The 22970-nt window shown below is 40.8% G+C and carries 20 protein-coding genes; 16 read left to right on the top strand and 4 right to left on the bottom strand.

Translation table 11 applies throughout. The features are described 5' to 3' along the window. Position 1: 1 nt before the first annotated feature. From secY to dnaK, 13 genes are all read left to right on the top strand, one after another. Positions 2–1345, top strand: a complete 1344-nt coding sequence (secY, locus tag MuYL_RS19995; protein ID WP_094572243.1) for a preprotein translocase subunit SecY — start codon at positions 2–4, stop codon at positions 1343–1345. A 6-nt stretch (positions 1346–1351) separates the two neighbouring features. Next, entirely contained in the window at positions 1352–2143 is a 792-nt protein-coding gene (gene map / locus MuYL_RS19990) for a type I methionyl aminopeptidase (protein WP_094572242.1), read from the top strand. Between the two features lie 63 nt (positions 2144–2206). Then, entirely contained in the window at positions 2207–2425 is a 219-nt protein-coding gene (gene infA, locus MuYL_RS19985) for a translation initiation factor IF-1 (RefSeq protein WP_022833270.1), read from the top strand. Between the two features lie 7 nt (positions 2426–2432). After that, positions 2433–2549, top strand: coding sequence for a 50S ribosomal protein L36 (rpmJ, locus tag MuYL_RS19980; RefSeq protein ID WP_082855993.1), 117 nt, complete (start codon positions 2433–2435; stop codon positions 2547–2549). A 19-nt stretch (positions 2550–2568) separates the two neighbouring features. After that, the gene (rpsM, locus tag MuYL_RS19975; RefSeq protein WP_094572241.1) at positions 2569–2946 is read left to right on the top strand and encodes a 30S ribosomal protein S13; all 378 of its coding nucleotides are present in this window, start codon (positions 2569–2571) and stop codon (positions 2944–2946) included. 134 nt (positions 2947–3080) lie between these two features. Beyond that, positions 3081–3470, top strand: coding sequence for a 30S ribosomal protein S11 (gene rpsK / locus MuYL_RS19970; protein ID WP_094572240.1), 390 nt, complete (start codon positions 3081–3083; stop codon positions 3468–3470). Positions 3471–3537: 67 nt separating this feature from the next. Next, the gene (rpsD, locus tag MuYL_RS19965; protein ID WP_094572239.1) at positions 3538–4146 is read left to right on the top strand and encodes a 30S ribosomal protein S4; all 609 of its coding nucleotides are present in this window, start codon (positions 3538–3540) and stop codon (positions 4144–4146) included. 96 nt (positions 4147–4242) lie between these two features. Then, positions 4243–5235, top strand: a complete 993-nt coding sequence (locus MuYL_RS19960) for a DNA-directed RNA polymerase subunit alpha (RefSeq protein ID WP_094572238.1) — start codon at positions 4243–4245, stop codon at positions 5233–5235. Positions 5236–5422: 187 nt separating this feature from the next. After that, the gene (rplQ, locus tag MuYL_RS19955) at positions 5423–6025 is read left to right on the top strand and encodes a 50S ribosomal protein L17 (protein ID WP_094572237.1); all 603 of its coding nucleotides are present in this window, start codon (positions 5423–5425) and stop codon (positions 6023–6025) included. A 243-nt stretch (positions 6026–6268) separates the two neighbouring features. Further along, a complete protein-coding gene (locus MuYL_RS19950) occupies positions 6269–6466 on the top strand; it encodes a hypothetical protein (RefSeq protein WP_094572236.1) in 198 nt (65 codons plus the stop codon). A gap of 506 nt (positions 6467–6972) precedes the next feature. Then, positions 6973–7158, top strand: a complete 186-nt coding sequence (locus tag MuYL_RS19945) for a class IIb bacteriocin, lactobin A/cerein 7B family (RefSeq protein ID WP_094572235.1) — start codon at positions 6973–6975, stop codon at positions 7156–7158. A gap of 123 nt (positions 7159–7281) precedes the next feature. After that, positions 7282–7476: a hypothetical protein gene (locus tag MuYL_RS23340; protein WP_157740995.1), complete on the top strand. Its 195-nt coding sequence runs from the start codon at positions 7282–7284 to the stop codon at positions 7474–7476. A 297-nt stretch (positions 7477–7773) separates the two neighbouring features. Then, positions 7774–9723 carry a molecular chaperone DnaK gene (gene dnaK, locus MuYL_RS19940; protein ID WP_262493692.1) on the top strand — a complete coding sequence of 650 codons (1950 nt, stop codon included), beginning with the start codon at positions 7774–7776 and terminating at the stop codon, positions 9721–9723. A 458-nt stretch (positions 9724–10181) separates the two neighbouring features. Here the strand turns inward: dnaK and gcvP are convergent, their stop codons facing one another. Then, positions 10182–13091 (bottom strand): aminomethyl-transferring glycine dehydrogenase, encoded by a 2910-nt coding sequence (gcvP, locus tag MuYL_RS19935; protein ID WP_094572233.1) that lies wholly within the window; start codon positions 13089–13091, stop codon positions 10182–10184. A 438-nt stretch (positions 13092–13529) separates the two neighbouring features. Here gcvP and MuYL_RS23335 point away from each other — a divergent pair, with 438 nt between their 5' ends. Beyond that, positions 13530–13706 carry a hypothetical protein gene (locus MuYL_RS23335; protein ID WP_157740993.1) on the top strand — a complete coding sequence of 59 codons (177 nt, stop codon included), beginning with the start codon at positions 13530–13532 and terminating at the stop codon, positions 13704–13706. Between the two features lie 96 nt (positions 13707–13802). Here the strand turns inward: MuYL_RS23335 and MuYL_RS19930 are convergent, their stop codons facing one another. After that, the gene (locus MuYL_RS19930) at positions 13803–14528 is read right to left on the bottom strand and encodes a pyridoxine 5'-phosphate synthase (protein WP_094572232.1); all 726 of its coding nucleotides are present in this window, start codon (positions 14526–14528) and stop codon (positions 13803–13805) included. 152 nt (positions 14529–14680) lie between these two features. Between MuYL_RS19930 and MuYL_RS19925 the strand changes: the two genes are divergently transcribed. Both MuYL_RS19925 and MuYL_RS19920 read left to right on the top strand, forming a co-directional pair. Next, positions 14681–15190, top strand: a complete 510-nt coding sequence (locus tag MuYL_RS19925; protein ID WP_094572231.1) for a hypothetical protein — start codon at positions 14681–14683, stop codon at positions 15188–15190. Next, complete coding sequence (locus tag MuYL_RS19920) at positions 15180–16178, top strand: polysaccharide deacetylase family protein (protein WP_245845648.1); 999 nt, start codon at positions 15180–15182, stop codon at positions 16176–16178. Before MuYL_RS19925 ends, MuYL_RS19920 begins: the two co-directional genes overlap by 11 nt. A 23-nt stretch (positions 16179–16201) precedes the next feature. On the opposite strand, the gene MuYL_RS19915 is transcribed toward MuYL_RS19920, so the two are convergent. Both MuYL_RS19915 and MuYL_RS19910 read right to left on the bottom strand, forming a co-directional pair. Further along, complete coding sequence (locus MuYL_RS19915) at positions 16202–18499, bottom strand: PAS domain-containing hybrid sensor histidine kinase/response regulator (RefSeq protein ID WP_094572230.1); 2298 nt, start codon at positions 18497–18499, stop codon at positions 16202–16204. A gap of 148 nt (positions 18500–18647) precedes the next feature. Next, positions 18648–22901 carry a hybrid sensor histidine kinase/response regulator gene (locus MuYL_RS19910; protein WP_094572229.1) on the bottom strand — a complete coding sequence of 1418 codons (4254 nt, stop codon included), beginning with the start codon at positions 22899–22901 and terminating at the stop codon, positions 18648–18650. Between the last annotated feature and the right edge of the window lie 69 nt (positions 22902–22970).

Here is a 22970-nt window from a genome sequence, read left to right as displayed (position 1 = left end):
AATGAAGAAATTTTTCACCACATTATCCAATATTTGGAAAATCGATGATTTAAGAGTGCGTATTTTGAACACACTCTTATTTCTTTTTATATATCGTGTAGGCTCATACGTAGTTCTTCCGGGTGTTAACGCTAATTTGCTTAGCCACCAGCAAGGCAATGAAGGCATAACAGGTTTACTCAATATGTTTGCCGGAGGATCGTTTTCACGGGCCTCAATTTTTGCGTTAGGGGTAATGCCTTATATTTCGGCTTCCATAGTGGTGCAATTATTAGGTATTGCTGTTCCGTATTTTGCCAAACTTCAGAAAGAAGGCGAAAGTGGAAGAAACAAAATCAACCAGTGGACCCGTTACCTTACAATCGGTATTACTGCATTGCAGGCTATCGGTTACTTAAAGTCGCAGATCTCACCTGAGCAAATGCTGTTGGTAAACCCATATTTCACTATTTTGAATATGTTTGTGTTAACTGCAGGTACTATGTTTGTGATGTGGCTTGGTGAAAAAATTACTGACAAAGGTATCGGAAACGGTATCTCATTGATCATAATGGTTGGTATTATCTCAGCTCTTCCAGGTGCATTCCTCACGGAATTCCAGTCACGTACGGTGGGCGCGGGTGGTTTGGTAACTTTTATTGTTGAAATTATAGCCCTTATAGGTGTGGTAATGTTTACTGTACTTATTGTACAGGGAACCAGGAAAGTAGCTGTTCAATACGCAAAACGTATTGTTGGTAACAAACAATATGGCGGCGTTCGTCAGTATATCCCCTTAAAAGTAACTGCGGCCGGAGTAATGCCGATCATATTTGCGCAGGCTTTAATGTTTATACCGTCAACAGTTGCACAGTTTTTCCCTAATGCGGCATCAAACGGCATATTAATGTCATTATCCGATTATACATCTGTGTGGCATAACGTATTGTTCGCCATATTGATCATCCTGTTCACTTTCTTCTATACTGCTATTACGGTTAATCCTAACCAAATGGCTGAGGATATGAAAAAGAACGGTGGCTTTGTTCCGGGTATTAAACCAGGACGTGCAACCGGTGCGTTTTTAGATGCGGTAATTTCAAGAATTACGCTTCCAGGTGCTTTTGCCTTGGCTATTGTAGCTGTTATACCGGCACTTGCCAGTATGATACACATCAGCAGTTCATTTGCCCGGTTCTTTGGAGGTACATCACTGATCATTCTTGTACAGGTTGTATTGGATACTTTACAGCAAATAGAAAGTCATTTACTGATGCGTCATTACGACGGGTTGATGAAGAGCGGAAGAGTTAAAGGGCGTACAGCTATCCCATCGGCAAGCGGAACAAGCGAGCCGGTTATATAAATTAACATGTCAAAGATTCATTATAAGTCTGTCGAAGAGATAGAGCTGATAAGAGAAAGTTCTTTACTTGTTTCCAAAACACTTGGGGAGATTGCGAAAGTAATACGCCCCGGTATTAAAACCATTGAATTAGATAAACTTGCAGAGGCGTTCATCCGTGATAACGGAGGGGTCCCTGCATTTTTAAACTATCACGGGTTCCCTTATTCATTGTGTATTTCAATGAATGACCAGGTAGTACATGGTTTCCCCGGTCAGCATGTGCTGGTTGAGGGCGATGTAGTATCGGTTGACTGCGGGGTGATCCTGAATAAGTACTTTGGCGATTCTGCATTTACTTTTGCCATTGGCGAGGTTAGCGAAACGGCAAAGCAGTTAATGCGGGTTACCAGAGAATGCCTTGACCTTGGCGTAGAGAAAGCGGTTGCAGGACTGCGTGTGGGAGATATAGGGCATGCTGTACAGGAACATGCCGAGAAGCATGGCTACGGTGTAGTGAAGGAACTGGTGGGTCATGGTGTGGGTTTAGAGCTGCATGAGAAGCCCGAGGTACCTAATTATGGTAAGCGCGGCTCAGGAACGAAGCTGGAAGAAGGAATGGTGATTGCTATCGAACCTATGATTAACGCAGGCAAGGCCCGGGTTAAGTTTTGGGACGATGGATGGACGGTATCAACCATTGATGGCAAACCGTCTGCTCATTATGAGCATACAGTAGCTATCAGGAAGGGGCAACCCGATATACTTTCAACATTTTCTTACGTAGATAATGTTTTAAAAGAAAAAAATAATAATTAAAATATTTTTATTAATTTTGCATCCCGGTTTTAGGGCGGATAATTAAGTAATAATCAGTAAAATATGGCTAAACAATCATCGATTGAACAGGACGGAACAATTCGGGAAGCATTATCAAATGCAATGTTCAGGGTTGAACTCGAAAATGGTCATGAGATTATTGCGCATATTTCCGGAAAAATGCGAATGCACTACATCAAAATTTTACCTGGCGACAGGGTTAAACTGGAGATGAGTCCATACGATTTAACAAAGGGCAGAATAACCTATAGATATAAATAACGAAGAGATGAAAGTTAGAGCATCCATTAAAAAACGCAGTGTTGATTGCAAAATCATCCGCCGTAACGGGAAACTTTATGTGATTAACAAAAAGAATCCGAAGTTTAAACAACGCCAGGGCTAAAAATCAATAAATAAAAAATATGGCAAGGATATCAGGTATTGATTTACCAAAAAATAAAAGAGGAGAGATCGGACTTACGTATATATTCGGGATCGGCCGCTCAACAGCTCAAAGAATTTTGACTGAAGCAGGTATTGATTTCAATACGAAAGTCCAAGACTGGAATGATGAGCAATTAGCTACCATCCGTGGTATAATTAATGATCAGATAAAAGTTGAAGGCTCCCTGCGTTCAGAAGTTCAGCTTAATATTAAGCGTTTAATGGATATAGGTTGCTACCGTGGTACCCGTCACCGTAAAGGTTTGCCTTTGCGTGGTCAGCGTACTAAGAACAACTCACGTACCCGTAAAGGAAAACGTAAAACAGTTGCTAACAAAAAGAAAGCTACTAAATAGTAAGTGATTAAAGGTTAGAAGGCTGAAATTATTTGACGCTTGCTAACCTTTAGGAATATAGAATTATAAAGAACGGCTGTACGGGTCCGGGTCATTAGATGATCCAGTAATTCGTAAGCTCAATAATCAAAAAAATGGCTAAGAGCAAAAAAGTAACCAAAAAGCGCATTGTAATTGTTGAACCGGTTGGCGAGGCACACATCAATGCTACTTTTAACAACATCATTATCACCCTTACCAACAAAACAGGCCAGGCTATTTCATGGTCGTCTGCAGGTAAAATGGGTTTCAAAGGATCAAAAAAAAATACTCCATATGCTGCAGGACAAGCTGCCAGCGATTGCGGTAAAGTGGCTTATGATTTAGGCTTACGCAAGGTTGAAGTGTTTGTAAAAGGCCCGGGCGCTGGTCGTGAATCAGCTATCCGTACTTTGCAAACTGCAGGTATTGAAGTAACTACTATAAAAGATATCACACCGCTACCGCATAACGGTTGTCGTCCTTCAAAAAGGAGAAGAGTTTAATTAACAATTTTTTTAAAGCTAAGATTCGGCGGCTGCGGGCTGCCTGATACTTTAAAAACCACAAAAAATGGCTAGATATACAGGACCAAAATCCAAAATTGCGCGCCGTTTCCGTGAACCGATCTTCGGTCCGGATAAAGCGCTGGAAAGAAAAAATTATCCCCCTGGGATGCACGGTGCTTCCAAAAGAAGAGGAAAGCAATCGGAGTACTCAACCCAGTTGATGGAGAAACAAAAAGTTAAATACACTTACGGTGTATTAGAGCGTCAGTTCGAAAACCTGTTTCACCGCGCTTCTGCTAAAGAAGGTATCACAGGCGAAAACTTGTTGAAATTTTTAGAAGCCCGTTTAGACAATGCTGTTTACCGTTTAGGTATTTCTCCAAGCCGTTCAGGTGCACGCCAGTTAGTTGGTCACAAGCATATTACTGTTAATGGCGAAGTTGTAAACATTGCGTCTTATGCGTTAAGAGCAGGTGATGTAATTGCGGTTCGTGAGAAATCAAAAACATTAGAGGCAATTACAAATTCAGTGGCTGGCCGCAGAATTAACAAATACAGCTGGCTTGAATGGGATGCTGCCAATTTAACTGGTAAATTCCTTAACTATCCAAACCGCGATGAGATCCCTGAAAATATCAAGGAAAACCTGATCGTCGAGTTGTACTCAAAATAATAACGATACTTATCTGCATTATGGTTGGCATATTCTGTCAATCATTTTTGCAGTTTAAATCAATTCAAATTAGTAAACAATAAATAAAGGATATAAATGGCAATTTTAGCATTTCAAAAACCAGACAAGGTTATCATGCAGAAGTCAACTGATTTTGATGGCACGTTTGAGTTTCGTCCGTTAGAACCAGGCTTCGGTATAACCATTGGTAATGCTCTTCGTCGTATCTTACTTTCATCACTTGAGGGTTATGCGATCACTTCAGTTCGTTTTTCGGGAGTGATGCATGAGTTTTCAACCATAAAAGGTGTTGTTGAAGACGTAACCGAAATTATACTTAACCTAAAACAGGTTAGGTTTAAGAAAACCGGTGAATCTGGTGACAACGAAAAGATATTTGTTATCATTAATGGTCAGGATGCTTTTAGTGCAGGTGATATCACTAAGTTCTCAAATAACTTTTCGGTTTTAAATCCTGATCTTGTGATCTGTAACATGGATTCATCTGTAACGCTTGAAATTGAGCTTACTGTTGGAAAAGGCCGTGGTTACGTTCCAAGCGAAGAAAACAAAAACCCTGACGCTAATGTAGGTGTGATAGCTATCGATTCTATTTACACGCCTATCAAAAACGTTAAATATACTATCGAGAATTATCGTGTGGAACAAAAAACGGACTATGAAAAATTAGTTCTGGACATTACCACAGATGGTTCTATCCATCCTGAAGATGCGCTTAAAGAAGCTGCTAAGATTCTTATCCAGCACTTTATGTTGTTCAGCGATGAGAACATGATGCTTGAAGCACAGGCTAAAGAGGAAACTAAAGAGGTTGATGAGGAAATTTTACACATGCGTAAGATCCTTAAAACTGAATTGGTAGATCTTGACCTTTCAGTACGTGCATTAAATTGCCTTAAAGCTGCAGACATCCGCAGCCTGGCTGATTTGGTTTCGTATGACGTTGCTGATATGCTTAAGTTCAGAAACTTTGGTAAAAAATCATTAACTGAAATTCAGGACCTGGTTAAATCAAAAGGCTTATCTTTTGGTATGAACCTGTCAAAATTTAAGTTAGACGAAGAATAATTTAAAAAAAAGCGATTACGGATCAGTTCGAACTTTAATCGCTTTTTTTTAATATAATAACAGAGCAGTGTACTGAGGCGATCTCACTACCCAACACTCAAATTTACAACTGAGTATTTGCATAATTCCGAGGACTTGACGGTAACGCCGTCCGACGGTATGCACGTGCCACAAACAACAAAATATAATGAGACACGGAAAAAAAGTAAATCACTTAGGCCGCACAAACAGCCATCGCAAGGCGATGATGAGCAACATGGCCACTTCGCTTATTTTACACAAGCGTATTACAACAACATTAGCTAAGGCAAAAGCTTTACGCGGATATGTTGAGCCAATTCTTACGAAATCAAAAAACGATACTACGCACTCACGTCGTACAGTATTTAGCTACTTACAGGATAAAGACGCGGTTACCATTCTTTTCCGCGAAATTGCTCAAAAAATAGCAACCCGTCCGGGTGGTTATACACGTATCATTAAGATGGAAAACCGTTTAGGTGATAACGCTGAAATGGCGATGATTGAATTAGTAGATTACAATACCGTTTACGGAAGTGATGTTGCTAAAGTAGAGAAGAAATCAACCCGTCGTCGTGGTGGTTCTGCAAAAGCTAAAACTGAAGCTCCTGCTGAAAAAGCTGCTCCGGTAGCTGAAGCTCCTTTAGCGCTTGGCGAAACGGCTGATAACGAAATAGAAATTGAAACTCCGGCATCACAGCATGCTGCTGAAGAAAAAACTCCGGAATCACCAGCTGCAAATGAAGAAAATGCAGAAAAAGGCGAATAATTAAACTTGCCTTTTGCACAATGAAAACGTCCTGCTCAATTAGAGCAGGACGTTTTGTTTTTGTACACATATCTGATTGCAGTTCAGGCTATTTTGCACAACTTTAAGGAATGTTTAATTTTATATTTCTCGCAGATTAACTTTGTTTTTTTGAATTAATGTTTTTAAATTTAGAATTATAATACGACAAAGCAAGGTGCTTTGTCTTGTTTAAACCCTAAACTGATATTAATCAAAATCACAATGGAAACCCAATTCGGAAAAAGACTTACAAAAGAAGAACTTAGAAGCGTTAAAGGCGGCAAAATTGAAGGCTGCGCGACGCAGGCAGGGCAGCTTGCGGCAGCCTATACATTAGGTTGTTGTTATTACACTACCGGTTTGGTTTTGTGCCCGCCCAGCAATACCTGCCAGTACCCGGCTAATTGCCCGGCTTACTGATATAAAAAAGACGATCTGTACTGCAGGTCGTCTTTTTTTTTGCGATAAGTCAGAAACTCAAATATTAGCGTGAGGGGTAAGTGCTGAGGCCATAGTCCCCTGTTTAATAACCTAACATCTTAAAACAATAACCACAAAATGGTATATGAGCTTTGTACCTCCATTAAAACCAAAGCCGAAACACAAATATTAATTTTATGAATTCTAATTTAGGTAAACCGCTTACAAAAAAAGAACTGAGAGAAGTTCAGGGTGGTAAGTATCCTGGTTGCGCAGTGCAAGGGCAAAATGGCAATTTCTACTCCGAAGGCTGTTGTACAGGATTGATTAAATGTACCGTTAATAATTTATGCGAGCCTGTTGGCGGTTGTCCGCCCTGCACTACTTGCTAATTGGTATATAAAGTAGTAGTTAACCGGCGATAATCTGTTTTAATTTCCGGTTGATCTGATAGGGTAGTGTGCTTTGTACCCAGTTGAAACCAAAGCCGCAAACAAACGAAAAATATGAAATCGAATTTAGGAAAACCACTTTCTAAAAAAGAAATGAAAGAAGTACAGGGCGGTAAGTATCCTGGTTGTGCAGCTTATGGGCAGGCGGGAGTGGCATACCAGTATGGATGTTGTACAGGACTATATGCCTGCGGCGGCCCAACCGGGCTTTTATGTATAGACGTTGCAGATTGTACTTAAGCAGTGCAGTAATTTAAACCGGTTTCCGGTTTCAAACACCTAAAATCTTAAAACAGTAACTACAACCGGTATATGAGCTTTGTACCTCCGTTAAAACCAAAGCATTAGAACAAACAAACTATTATGAAATCTAACTTAGGAAAATCGCTGACAAAAAAGGAAATGAGAGCAGTTCAGGGTGGTAAATATCCTGGTTGCGCAGCACAGGGGCAAAATGGGAACGCTTATTCGCAGGGATGTTGCACAGGCCTTAGCCAGTGCCCCGGCACAACACATACCTGCGAACCACCGACTGACCCTTGTTTTGATATTTTTTAATAACTGAATAAGTAAAGCTATTCCCGCGTTAAAACGGGAATAGTTGTTTTTATAGTATATTTCATCAGGCATGCACAGGAAGCACATTTACCCTTTTGCGCTAAATTAGGGCTAACTTCAGCATGAAAACCAATTGCATATCGACGTCTGAATATACAATCTGCCGTGGTATTATTTACTGCCGATATTCTGCCAACCTGTCACCATATTTTCTTTAATCACTGACGGAATAATCTTGTTCTGTCTGCCTGTTAACTATATTTTCTGCCAAAGGCATATTGGCACAACCCTTGTTAAATAGGTTATAATACAAATAATCAATCAAGAAAATATAATCATATGTCTAAAATAATTGGAATCGACTTAGGAACAACTAACTCCTGCGTTGCGGTAATGGAGGGTAACGAACCCGTAGTTATTGCCAACAGTGAGGGTAAACGTACTACGCCGTCAGTAGTGGCTTTTGTTGACAATGGCGAGCGTAAAGTTGGTGATCCGGCTAAACGTCAGGCTATCACTAACCCAACAAAAACTATTTATTCTATAAAACGCTTTATGGGTAACAACTTTAACGAAGTTACCAAAGAAGCATCACGTGTACCTTACAAAGTGGTTAAAGGTGATAACAACACGCCGCGTGTTGAAATTGGCGACCGCATGTACACACCACAGGAAATTTCAGCAATGATACTTCAGAAAATGAAGAAAACTGCTGAAGATTTTTTAGGACATGAAGTAACTGAAGCGGTTATTACCGTACCGGCTTATTTTAACGATGCACAGCGCCAGGCTACTAAAGAAGCCGGTGAAATTGCAGGCTTAAAAGTACGCCGTATAATTAACGAACCTACTGCTGCTGCCCTGGCTTATGGCCTTGACAAAGCACACAGGGATATGAAAATTGCAGTATTTGACTGCGGTGGTGGTACGCATGACGTATCTATCCTTGAGTTAGGTGATGGTGTTTTTGAAGTAAAATCAACCGATGGTGATACGCACCTTGGTGGTGACGACTTTGACCAGGTGATCATCGACTGGATGGCTGACGAATTTAAAAATGACGAAGGTGTTGATCTGCGTAAAGATCCAATGGCTTTACAGCGTTTAAAAGAGTCTGCTGAAAAAGCTAAGATTGAGTTATCAAGCTCAGCTCAAACTGAAATTAACTTACCATATGTTACCGCTTCTGACGGTGTGCCTAAGCACCTTGTTAAAACTTTAACCCGTGCTAAATTTGAGCAACTTGCTGACAGCTTAATCAAACGTACCATTGAGCCTTGTAAAACAGCATTGAAAAATGCAGGTTATACCACAGCTGATATTGATGAAGTGATTTTGGTAGGTGGTTCAACCCGTATCCCTGCTATCCAGGAAGCTGTTGAAAAATTCTTCGGTAAAGCGCCGTCAAAAGGTGTTAACCCTGATGAAGTAGTTGCTATTGGTGCAGCTATACAGGGTGGTGTATTGACAGGTGAAGTTAAAGATGTATTGTTGCTGGATGTTACCCCGCTTTCATTAGGTATTGAAACTATGGGTGGTGTAATGACCAAACTGATAGAATCAAACACTACTATCCCAACAAAAAAATCTGAAGTGTTCTCAACTGCGTCTGATAACCAGCCTTCAGTAGAGATCCATATATTACAGGGTGAACGCCCTATTGCTTCAGGTAACCGTACCATTGGACGTTTCCACCTGGACGGGATACCACCGGCTCCGCGCGGCGTACCACAGGTAGAAGTAACTTTTGATATTGATGCCAACGGTATCCTGAATGTATCTGCAAAAGATAAGGCAACCGGCAAAGAGCAGAAAATCCGTATCGAAGCTTCATCAGGTTTAACTGATGCTGAAATCAAAAAGATGAAGGACGAAGCTGAAGCAAATGCTGATGCTGACAAAAAGGCAAAAGAAGAAGTTGAAAAACTGAACGCAGCCGACGCCCTGATCTTCTCAACAGAAAAACAACTGAAAGAGTACGGCGATAAAATTTCGGCTGACAAAAAAGCACCAATTGAGTCAGGTCTGACAAAATTGAAAGAAGCTTACGCAGCTAAAAACTTTGCTGATATTGATACAGCGCAGGCTGAATTGAGCAATGCATGGAATGCAGCATCTGAAGAGATGTATAAAGCAACAGGCGATGCAGGCCAGGCTCAGCCAGGTGCAGAAGGTGGCGCAGGTGCACCAAATGCAGAAGGCAACTCTGACACTGTAACAGATGTTGACTTTGAAGAAGTAAAATAATCCCAATCTCCTAAGAGATATATTAAACTATTAACCCCGGCTATTTATTTAGCCGGGGTTTTTATTTGAGGTGAAACCAGAATAGTAATATTTGCAAACCTGATTAACGTGGATTCGATAAGAATATTTATGGAACATGTTAATTATCAGTTACTTACATCTATTTATTTTTGATAGAAAGTAAATGCCCTGATAATCAGGATGTTTCACTGTGTTCCAGGTGTTCCGCTGAGAAAAATGGAACGCTTTAGCGGCGTGAATTGCATAAACTTGCTTCATCTAAAACTACAGTTGCACGTGGTTGCAGAGCGGTTTAGGTGTTAGCTTACCTTTTGCTTATGTTGAAATCACGTTAATTAAACAAAAAAGCCGCCGGATAAATATCCAACGGCTTTCCTACTTATTTTATTAGCCAATTTCATCCGCGCGTCTGCACGTCAAAAATCTGCATATCAATCTCACGTTCCGTATTCCGGTGTTGTTACTTCGCTTTCTTCAAACTCATAGTCAGTTAAAGGCGGGCAGCTGCAGATCAGGGTCCGGTCACCATAAGTATCGTTCACACGACCAACGGATGGCCAGAATTTGAAGGCTGCAACATAAGGCAGCGGGAATGCAGCATTTTGGCGGGTGTAGGGGTGTTCCCATTCATTAGCTGTAATAACCGATGCGGTGTGTGGCGCATTTTTAAGCGGGTTATCAGTTTTATCTAAAATGCCTTTTTCTACATTGTCAATTTCATGGCGGATGGAGATCATCGCATCGCAAAAACGATCCAGTTCATGCTTCGGTTCTGATTCCGTTGGTTCAACCATAACCGTACCCGCAACCGGGAACGATACAGTTGGTGCGTGGAAACCATAGTCCATTAATCGTTTAGCAATATCAGTAACTTCTATACCAAAGTTTTTAAACGCTCTGCAATCTAATATCATTTCATGTGCGCAACGGCCATTAGCGCCTGTATATAATACAGGGTAATGATGCTCTAAACGTTTTTTAATGTAGTTAGCGTTCAAAATGGCATAGCGGGTGGCGTTGGTTAAACCTTCGCTGCCCATCATAGCAATATAAGCATGTGAGATCACCAGGATAGAGGCTGACCCCCATGGTGCTGATGACACGGCATGAATTGATTTGCCTTTGTCAATATCAACTACTGCATGGCCCGGTAAATAAGGTACCAGGTGTTTGGCTACGCCGATAGGGCCCATACCCGGGCCGCCGCCGCCGTGCGGAATGCAAAACGTTTTGTGTAAGTTAAGGTGGCAAACGTCTGCACCTATGTTAGCCGGGCTTGTTAAGCCTACCTGGGCATTCATATTGGCACCGTCCATATAAACCTGGCCGCCATTTGCATGGATGATTTCGCAGATCTCGATGATAGATTCTTCAAACACACCGTGTGTAGATGGGTAAGTAACCATTAAACAGGAAAGTTCATTTTTATACTGATCTGCTTTTGCTTTCAGATCGGCAACATCAATATTCCCGTTATCGTCACACCTTACCACCACAATTTTCATACCGGCCATTGCTGCAGAAGCAGGGTTAGTGCCATGTGCTGATGACGGAATAAGGGCAATATTACGGTGGCTGTCGCCTTTGTCGTTATGATAAGCGCGGATTACCATCAGGCCCGCATACTCGCCCTGGGCACCGGCATTAGGCTGCAGGCTCATCGCTGCAAAGCCTGTAATTTCGCTTAGCCATTTATTTAATTCATCAAATAATTGCATATAACCGCCAACCTGATCGGTTGGTGCAAAGGGGTGCATTTTACTGAATTCGGCCCAGGTTACCGGAACCATCTCAGTTGTAGCATTCAGCTTCATGGTGCATGAACCCAACGCGATCATGGAATGGCAAAGGGAAAGGTCTTTCGCTTCCAATGATTTGATATATCGCAGCATTTCATGTTCTGAATGATGCGAATTAAATATTGCATGCGTTAAATAAGCCGATTTACGTTGAAGATCTGCCGGGATAACGGTTTTTAGATTTTGAGTTAACTCATCAAAGCTTACATCATTTAAAGATTTACCTTTTACGCGGGCAAAAAAGCGTACAATCGTTTTAATATCTTCAGGCGATGTAGTTTCATCAACTGAGATAGTAACAGCCGAACCTTTATAATTAAAGTTCATCTGGTTGTTAACGGCTTCGCTATGGATAGGGCCGGCTAAAGCACCAAGATCGAACTTAACGGTATCAAAATAAGCGCCGTTCAATTGATCGTAGCCTAACTGCTTTAATGATTCTGCCAGTAAAATGGTTAATCCATGAATCCTTTCTGCAATTAGCTTTACGCCTTTAGGGCCATGGTAAACGGCATACATGCCAGCCATAATGGCCAGCAATGCCTGTGCTGTACAAATGTTGGAGGTTGCTTTGTCCCTGCGGATATGCTGCTCACGGGTTTGTAAGGCCATCCGCAACGCATAATCGCCGGCGCTGTCAATGGTAACACCGATGATGCGGCCGGGGATTGACCTTTTATATTCTTCTTTTGTAGCAAAAAATGCAGCATGTGGGCCCCCAAAGCCCATTGGTACACCGAAGCGTTGGGTAGAGCCAACCACAATGTCGGCACCCCATTCGCCCGGAGGCGTTAACAGCACCAGGCTCATTATATCAGCAACAACAGTAAGCTTAATGGCTTTTTCGTGTGCTTTTTCGGCATAACTTTTATAGTTATAAACCGCACCGCTTCCGGCAGGGTATTGAATTATGGCACCAAACATCTCATCAGTCAGCTCAACGGTTTGGTGGTCGCCAATTAGTAATTCAATACCATAAGGCTGTGCGCGGGTTTTTAAAATATCAATAGTTTGGGGGAAAACCTCTTCAGAAACAAAGAATACATTAGCGCTTTGATTTTTACGCGTGCTGTATTGCATAAACATGGCTTCCGCAGCGGCGGTACCTTCATCAAGTAACGAGGCATTGGCAATTTCCATCCCGGTAAGTTCAATTACCATGGTTTGGAAGTTCAGCAGGGCTTGTAAGCGGCCCTGTGCAATTTCAGCCTGGTAGGGGGTATATTGCGTGTACCAGCCTGGATTTTCCAGGATGTTTCGCTGGATGACACCGGGCACAATTACATCGTAATAACCCTGCCCGATGAACGATTTAAATACTTTGTTCTTTGATGCAGTTTGTTTAAGCGTATTTAAATAATCAAACTCGCTTTTTGCCGGCGGAAGATCAAGCGGTGCTTTTAACCTTATTTTTTCCGGAATGGTTTGGCTGATCAATTCATCTAATGAATTTACGCCAATAGCTTTTAACATTTGTGCCGTATCAGCTTCGTTTGGAGCTATATGACGCGACTGGAATTTTTCCTGGTAATCAATATTCAACTTCATCAAATGGGGTCAGTTATTTTGCTGCAAAGGTACAATTTTATAAAATGAGTATCAATTGCGTTAAGCTAATGTTATGTATTTTACAGTAAGATGTAATTGCCGGTAAGGCAAATTGTTTTACAGCCCGATCCCTGAAAACTTTTAGCAAAACCATTAAATGTTGCTGCCGCATATTGGTCTGTTTTGCAGTAGAAAGGTTGCCGGTATTGCCTGATTGGAAAATATTAGATGGTTTGCTGCTTTTCGCATTTTTTTATCTACCTTGGGTTATTAACCTTAACCATTAGTCACAAATAAAAAACAGCATCATAATTTGAGGATTTACACAACAGTTTAACGGGGCAATACTCATACCTATAAACTAAAATAGCGATCTGCGGTATAAGCACCCTGTACCGATAACAAAACTAGGGTCAAATAACTAAATCACTAAACCAAATGAACAAGCTAACCAGGAATGAAATGAAAAATGTAAATGGTGGAAAAGTACAATTGCCGCCGGGATGCTCTTGCGGGCCTTTGCCACCGCTGTTAACTTACGGGTGTACTTACACCCCTAACCAGATTCAATATTGTAATACAGGGCAGTATTTAATTTGCTGTAATAATGACTAACAAGAAAGAAGCAAAACAGGGTGCTTATCCTGGGTAGCTTTTTTGAACGATAAGGGCCGGTATTTAATTTAAAATGCCGACCCTTTTTTATACCAATTATTGGGTCTTATCTAAACAGCGCAAATACATTTGTATCGTATTTTCCAGCCCATAATATAAAGCATCGCTTATAAGCGCGTGCCCGATACTTACCTCATCCAAACCCGGAATGTTCGCTGCAAAATATTTAAGGTTTTGCAGGTCAAGGTCGTGGCCTGCATTTATACCGAGACCCAATTCTTCAGCCACTTCTGCGGCTTTTATATAAGGAGCTATAGCCAATTCTTTGTTTGCATGATATTGATGAGCATAAGCCTCGGTATAAAGCTCAATGCGGTCGGTACCGGTTTTGGCCGCACCCTCAACCATTTCAACATCCGGATCAACAAATATCGACACCCTGATACCGGCGTTTTTAAAAACCGTAATCATGTCAGTTAGATATTGCTGATTAGCAATAGTATCCCAGCCATGGTTTGAGGTAATCTGCCCTAAAACATCAGGGACAAGGGTAACCTGTTCGGGTTTATTAGCCAGCACCAGGTCTATGAATTTTTGCTCCTGGGAATTGCCCTCAATATTAAACTCGGTGGTCACAATTTTTTTCAGGTCAAAAACATCCTGGTAACGGATATGTCTTTCATCCGGGCGCGGGTGTACAGTTATTCCCTGCGCGCCGAAACGCTCGCAGTCTTTAGCCACCTGGATCAGATCGGGGTTATTGCCGCCGCGCGAGTTACGAAGCGTTGCTATTTTATTGATATTGACGGATAATCTTGTCATTTTTATTTCGGATTTCCGACGTTCGATTTCGGAATTTTAATAGTTTGCATTACAAAATGCTCAAATACAAACTTAAATACTTAATCCGAAATTTAGTAATGATATGGTTGAATCATTTTTTTTAAATTAAAGCATAAGTTTATATTCACACAATGAAACGGAAGACTTTCCTTATTGAGATATTCATATTAGCCGCCTCAGTTTTATTGGTTCGAATATTGGTCGTTTTATTTGGGAGACCTCAATTAGATATAAACCTTCATGATACCTATCTGGTTTTTTCGGAAAATATTGTAGGCTTTCCTGTTTTGCTGCTTATATTTTTTATTTATATAATTAAGGAGGCATTTTATAAGTATAAGCGGAGGCTTCAGAATATTATATTATTACTAAGTCTGTTTTTTATCAATATTGAAGTGTCCAAATTTATTGGATCTCTGGCTGTAATGTCTAAAAAAACAAGTCAATTCAACGGCTGGACCATTTATCCTCCACTTTCAGCATCATCATCTCATCAGCCAATTATGGCCGCTCCTCAACCTAATCCATTCGTTGGGATCACGCAAATAATCTTTTATCTGCAAATCTTTTTAGTAGCATTGTTAGTTATACTTGCAATAGTAACAGGTAAAAACTGGAACTCAAATAAAAATGTATCCTGATTATATAAAACGCCTTCTTTTAATGTTTGCCGGTTTGATTTGTTTACAGCAGTTAGCAAATGCTCAGGCCAATTATACAAAAATAACGAACTATAAGGTTTACTATGGATGGGCCAAGCATTCTCCGCAGGATTGGATGATCATCCGCCAGTTTGAAAACGATGGTAAAAGCTATTTTTTGCTGGTAAATCCACAAACGCTGGAGACTAAAATAGATGAGCCCGGCTTTTACCAGGTTAAACCGATGTCGATGGATGAGGCAAGGATATTTTTTAAAAGAACGCCTTACATAAAGGCTTTACAAAAAGCCGAAAAACAATCAGTTAATATACAGGATGCCGGTATTGAAAGCGGGATGCCCAAACAAACTGGCATAAGTTTAACTGCCGACCTTTGCCCGTCGCACAAGCCGCTTGATAAAAGGATCTTTACCGATATTATAACTGAATTTAAAAGAGTGGAACACCCGGTACCTGTGGCGCTTTCCATTACGGGCATCTGGATGCGGCAGCATCCGCAGGACCTGGACTGGCTAAAAAAAATGCAGCAGGACCATGAGATTTATGTCACCTGGATCAATCATTCTTTCAATCACCGGGTAAGCGCAAAGCTGCCCTTAAAACAAAACTTTTTGCTGGAGGCAGGTACAAATATTAGTTACGAAGTACTGCAAACAGAAATAGCTATGCTTAAAAACGGCTTGTTGCCTTCGGTGTTCTTTCGCTTCCCCGGCCTTGTGTCTGACCAGAAACTGGTGTTTGAGATCACCGATTTCGGACTGATCCCGATTGGCACCGATGCCTGGCTGGCAAAAGGGCAGCAGCCACAGGCAGGCAGCATTGTATTGATCCATGGTAATGGCAACGAACCCGTAGGCGTAAATGATTTTATAAAACTGCTGAGATCAAAGACGCAATCTATCGCCAAAAAACAATGGTTACTTTATGATTTGAGAGAGAGTGTAGATGAAGAATTTCAGGGTGAATAGGTGTTAGCCGACTATCACTTATATTATTTATGCGATTTTGCCCTTGAATAGTTTTTAATGATGTCAAAAAGCTCACCCGGGTTAAATGGCTTGCTTATCCACGAATTCATGCCACTATTAATTACCGCTTGTTTGATATCGCCCACCAGGGAAGCCGTTATAGCAATGATGGGGATAGTCGAGTACTTTTTTTCCTTCATCTGTCTGATTTTCATGGCAGCTTCATATCCATCCATTACAGGCATTTGCAAATCCATCAATATTAAATCATAATCATTTTCAGCAACCAACTGCACCGCCTTTTCCCCATTTTCAACAACATCGAACTCAACACCCCATAGTTCAAGATAACGCTTTACTACCAAAACATTTATGGCATTATCCTCGGCGAGCAACAACCTGGTTCCCCTTATAGTATCTCTGCTGTTACTGTCTTTAACAGAAACACTACCCTGTAGCTTTGTTGCAGGTGCAGCAGCCCCGGCCTTTTTGAGTTTTAGCGTAAAATAAAAGGCGGATCCTTCGCCAACTTTACTTTTAATCTTTATTTTGCCGCCCATCAACTCTACCAGTCGCCGGCAAATTGCCAATCCCAGCCCTATTCCGCCAAACTTTCGCGTGGTTTCGGTACTTGCTTGGGTGAAAATGCCAAAAACATGATCCTGTTTATCTTCGGGTATGCCAATGCCGGTATCACGAACTTCAAAATACACGCTGGAGTAGCCGTGATGCTCGACAACCATTTTGGCTGTTATAGTTACGCCGCCGGTATCGGTAAACTTTACAGCATTATTTACCAGGTTACTAATGATTTGTCCTAACCTTACTGAATCGCCTTTAACAAATGATGGCAGCTTTTTATCATAATTTAACTGCAGAGTGATGTTTTTACCAGTTATTACCGCTTTGTTGATGGCATAGATGTTTTCCAGTAATTCTTTTAAATTAAAATCAATCAGTTCCAGGATAACCATCCCCTCCTCAATTTTGCTGAGACTTAAAATGTCATTGATGATAACCATCAGGTTATCTGCCGAAAACTTAAGTAAGTTAAGGTATTCTTGCTGGTCGTCGCGAGGGTTTTCGAGTAGCAGGTTACTAAAACCGATTACCGCATTCATGGGCGTACGTATTTCATGGCTCATTACCGATAAAAATCGTGATTTGGCCTGTAATGCTATTTCCGCTTGTTCCTTGGCTTTTATCAGCTCTTCCTGAGCTCTCTTTTTTTCGGTTATAAGTTCTGTAAATAAAATGATGCCGCCAACTTGTCCGGGGGCCTCATACCATGGCTTAATTTCCCAACGCAGCCATTCCAGCTTTCCATCGCGCCTGGTAAACTGGTCTTCCTCCATTTTAAATGATTCGCCCTTGAGGCATCGGGCCATATATCCTTTCCATTCTTCAGATATTTCGTGAAAAATTTGTAAATGGTTTTTGCCAATAATGGTTGACACATCAATATTGTAGGAAGCCATCCATATTTTGCTCGCTGCAATGTAGTTATAACTCTTGTCGAGCATAGCAATTGCTGCAGGGGCGCTGCTAATAAAAGCTTCTAATTGAAGTTGCTTCATCGCCAGCTTTTCGGCATCACGTTTCTGCGTGGTTATATCCTGAAATATGCCATAAACGCGTATGCACCGGCCATTCTCAAACTCTGGCTGTCCTATGGTGCGCGTCCAAATCTCCTCATCGGCGGCGTTAATCACCCGAAGTTCCAGGTCATATGACTTACCCTTTGTAACGGCTTCTTCAAAGGCGTCCTTCAATAACTGGCGATCAGGACTTTCTTTAAAAAACTGTGCAAAATTGTCTTTATCGGGTATAAAATCCTCCGGTAATCCAAATATTTGACGGGTTCCCAGCGTCCATGTTACCTGCATGGTGTTCATGTTGATTTCCCACCCACCAACTTCTGACGAGTCGCTGGTTTTAGTTAAAAAACGTTTAACTCTTGATAGTTCCTTTTCTGTTTCCCGCTGACTGGTCATATCGAAATAACTGCCGATCATTAATAATGGTTGGTCATTATCCCATTGAACTATACGACCGGTAAAAACAAAATAGCGCTTTTTGCCTCCTTTATATAGAAAACAAACTTCCTGGGCAAAAGGATCGGTGGCATGGCTTTTAATATGGGACTGTAATTGTTGTTTGAAAAGTTCTAGATTAACGTCAGGAATTTTTTGCGACCAGATCGGCGAAGTGTTTAACTCATCTGAAGTAAAACCGAGGTTTTTCATAAGCGAAACGTCATCAAAAGGCAAATCGCCCTTTATATTCCATTCCCAACAACCCGCTTGTAGCCCTTTTTTCATGAGTTAATTGTTCAGATTCAGGTAAGATATCTTGATTTTTTATACGGAGCAGCTAAAAAAATGTTACGTTTCCATATTGCTCAATAATTAACTTTTGGGTAATTTATCGGACAGGAGTTTTGTGCGACAAAGTTTTGATTGACAATGATTAAGCTATTTGATCAATTTTCGTTTCGTTATAGGAACGCTCGAGTGCAGCAACCAGGTCTTGGATGCTTATAGGTTTTGAAATAAAATAATTCATCCCTGCTTCCAGGCATGCAGCCTTATCTTCTGCCATTGCGCTGGCTGTCATAGCAATAATACAGGGTTGCTTTTCTTTGCTTTTACGAATGATGCGGGTTGTTTCCAGGCCGTCAAGTTCGGGCATTTGCACATCCATTAATATCATATCAAAATAGTTACCGGTCATTATTTCCAATACCTGGGTCCCGTTGTTAACCACCTGTGGCGTATAGCCGAGCTTGTTTATAACCTTTGTGATAAGTTTTTGATTAATTATATTGTCTTCAGCAATCAAAATGTTCATCGGAAATTTTTCTGCGAATTGCTGAGAAAGTATTGTTGTGCCGTTTTTTTCGGATGATATGGGCTTGCTGATTGCCAGTGCTGTTTGTATCACATTATATAATTGCTGTTGTTTAACAGGCTTAAGTAATGTTTTAACAGATTCATCAGTTATTATGTTTTTTTCAAGAACGGAACAAAGCGCTATGACAGGGATATGTTTGTTAATCTTCCTAATGCTTTTAACTAGCTCATCCGGATTGGCCACCTCCGATGCTTTGCCCATTATAACTAAATTGAACTTGCTGCCGTAAGTTAAATGTTTCCATGCCTGGCTGCCGGATGAAGTACAAACCGGACTTAATTTCCATTGTTTTAGTTGACCACCTAAAATTTCAAGTGTTTTTAAACTTTGATCAATTACTAACACACGGTTATCTTTTCCGGTATTTATATCATAATGGTTTGTTGCCGATGCAGTTTCATCTGCTATGCTCGTTATATTGAACAGTACAGCAGTTCCTTTCCCTGGTTCGCTTTCTATATTGATAGTGCCACCCATTAGTTCAACAAGGCGTTCACATATAACCAGCCCCAATCCTGTACCGCCGTAGCTGCGTGTAATTGAAGCGTCAACCTGGGAAAACGCTTTAAACAGGCGTTTTTGTTTTTCAGCGGCAATGCCTATACCGGTATCTTTAATTATAAAACCAATGCTTAGGTTGTTCCCTGTTTTTTCAAGTAGATTTACCTCAACCACTATCTCACCTTTACCGGTAAATTTAATTGCATTGTTTACCAGGTTCAATAGAATCTGCCTGATCCGCAGCTGATCGCCTATTAATTTCTCAGGCACCCCGCATGAAATTTGATATAAAAGATTTAGCTGTTTTTTTGCGGCCGCTTCGGAAAATACGTCAAGCACATCTTCGATACAATTCCTGAGGTCGAAACCATGGTGATCAAGCTCCATCTGGCCCGATTCTATTTTAGAAAAATCAAGAATATCATTAATTACGCCCAGCAGGTTTTCGCCGCTGATACGGATGACATCAGTATATTCACGCTGCTCCTCATTTAGTGGCGTTTCGCAGAGCAAAGACGTCATTCCCAATACGCCATTCATAGGCGTCCTGATCTCATGGCTCATAGTAGCAAGGAAAACGCTTTTGGCTTTATTTGCCCTTTCTGCTTCTTTTCGCGCCTGCAACTCCTGCTCTTTTTGCTCTTGCAGCTTTTCGTTCAATACCTGTAAATAACCTGACTGTGCCTGTAACTCTTCTGACTGTGCCTGTAACTCTTCATTAAGCGCCTGTAGTTCTTCCGACTGGTTTTGCAGTTCCTCAGATTGTTGAACAACTTCGGACGTTCGTTCGTTAACAAGTTTTTGTAATCTCTTCCCCTGTGCCTTAATTGCGTAAATACGGTAACGGTAATAACTATATATAAGCATGCATAACAATAAAACAACAGTAATTCTGAACCACCATGTCATATAAAATGGAGGTATAATAATGATTTTGATAGTTGCCGGCGTATTGTTCCAAATGCCATCGTTATTGGCGGCTTTTACTTTAAATGTGTAGGTGCCCGGGTTAAGGTTGGTATATGTTGCTTTTCGTTGTGTTCCAACGTAGTTCCAGGTGTTTTCAAAACCCTCAAGCATATATGCATACGAAGTCATTTCGGGCAAAGTATAATTTAAGGCACTATACTCAATAGTAAAAACCGATTGTTCATGCTTAAGCTTAATTTCTTTTGTTTGGGTGATAGATTTTTTCAGCACAGAATTTTCGCCAACAGGAACTTTTCTATTAAAAAGCTGAAAGTCGGTAAATACCACCTGATGTGCATTTATGTTTCCCGAAAGCTGATACGGTACCACTATATTGAAACCTTTATGCCCGCCAAAAAGTAGGTCGCCATTCTCTGCTTTTAATCCGGCACCCATAAAAAACTCGTAACCTTGCAGGTTATTCGCTACGGTATAATTCCTGAATTGGTTTGTGCCTGGTTTAAAACTGATGAGCCCTGCGTTAGTACTTACCCATAAAAAGCCATTATCGTCCTCTGTGATACTATTTATTATGGAATAATGTGTTCCCATAGGAAACGTATACTCAGAGAATGTTTTCTTTTGGCGATTGTATAAATTTAATCCGTTGCCCAAAGTACCCACCCAAAAGTTTGAATGGCTATCTTCGAACATTGAAATAATTGTATTATTGCTAAGGCCGCTGTTATAAATATTAAAATGCGTGAAGTTATCGGCGGTTGGGTTGTATAAATTTAGCCCGCCGAAAGTGCCAATCCACATGTTGTTTTCTCTGTCCCTGTATATGGTGCGCACGTCATTATTTGACAGGCAGTGCAAGGTGTCTGCTGTTGAATATTTATAGCGTTTTATAGCTTTTGAGTGATCAAGAACTTCCAGCCCTTCGCCATCCATACCCACCCAAATCTTGCCGTTTTTATCTTCCTCTATACCAAAAATATTGGCACCGCTTACCTGGTTAGCTTTATTGCCAACGGTATAATGGGTAAAGTTTTTTGTTTTCTGATTTAATACATCAAGCCCGTCGCCATAATAGCCAATCCACAGGTTGTTTTTACTGTCCTTAAACAGCTTAAGTACATGTTTGCCGCTTACCGCGTTCTTGTTACCCGGCAGTGGGTTGTAGTGCGTAAATTTTTGTGTTGCTGTGTTTAAAAAGTTTAACCCGCCGCCGTCAGTCCCAATCCAATAACCTTTTTCATCTTCCGAAAATGATGTTACAATATTATTACTAAGGCTGTTAGGGTTATTGGCTTCTTTATGATAATAATTAAAAAGCGATAAATTGGTATCATAAAACCTCACCCCTGATTCATAGGTACCCAACCATAAAATACCACCGCAGTTTAAGATGCAATTAATAGAGTTGTTTGCTGCGGAGGTAGTTGTTTCACCGTCAAGGTACCTTGTAAATGCGCCGGTTGCTTCATCAAATAAATTAAGGCCATCTTCTGTACCAACCCAAATTTTTCTGTCCCAGCCGGGTGTTAACGCAAATACATTGTTATTAACCAATGAGTTGGTATTGCCGGACTGGTGGGAAAAGTTGGTGAAATTCCTGGTTTTTAGATTAAACAGGTCTATGCCGTGGCCAGCTGTGCCTAATAACAAGTTGCCATCTTTGTCTTTTAATAAGGTATTTAACTGATTGTCAATCAATGTGTTTTTTCCGCCGTTCAGGTATTTTTTGGTGACGCCTGTGCCATAGTTAAATTGCACTAATCCGCCACTTGTTGCAAGCCACAGGTTACCCTCGTCATCCCCGGTTATTGCATTTATATGATGGCTGTCAATCTCATTATGATTTTTGGTATAAAAAAATCTTTTAAACTTATGCGTATGTGTGTCAAAGAGATTTAGACCCGAGTATGTACCAATCCAAATGTTGCCTTTACTATCCTGGTATATGGCGTTTATGTCGGGATTTGAAAGGGTAGTGTCGTCCTCTTTATTGGGAACAAAATTAGTGAATGTGTTTAGGCTGCGGTTGTAAATACTTAACCCTTCACTGCTCCCTACCAATATATTGCCTATTTTATCCTCGAAGATTTTACTGATATTACTTGAAGGCAGCGAACCGGGGGTGTTTTTATCATGCCGGTAAATAGTAAAGCTGTAGCCATCGAAACGATTTAGCCCATCGTCTGTGGCGAACCACATAAAGCCCAAACGATCCTTTAATATGCATTTCACATTGCTTTGTGATAGTCCGTCTCCAATAGATAAAGTAGAAAATTTTACAATTTTATTTTGAGAAAATGATATACCAGTGAATGCTACTAATATTCCCGACAGTAATGCCAGTCGTAAAAAACAAGACTTTAGGTAAGAATACAACATTTACGGTTTTGCTTAAAGGAGATGGTCGTGAGAAACGCCACTTATAGGTATGATGCGCTAACCTGATAT

Origin of the sequence: Mucilaginibacter xinganensis, assembly GCF_002257585.1 — a bacterium.
Lineage (GTDB): Bacteria > Bacteroidota > Bacteroidia > Sphingobacteriales > Sphingobacteriaceae > Mucilaginibacter > Mucilaginibacter xinganensis.
This window is presented reverse-complemented; position numbering and strand designations above follow the sequence as displayed.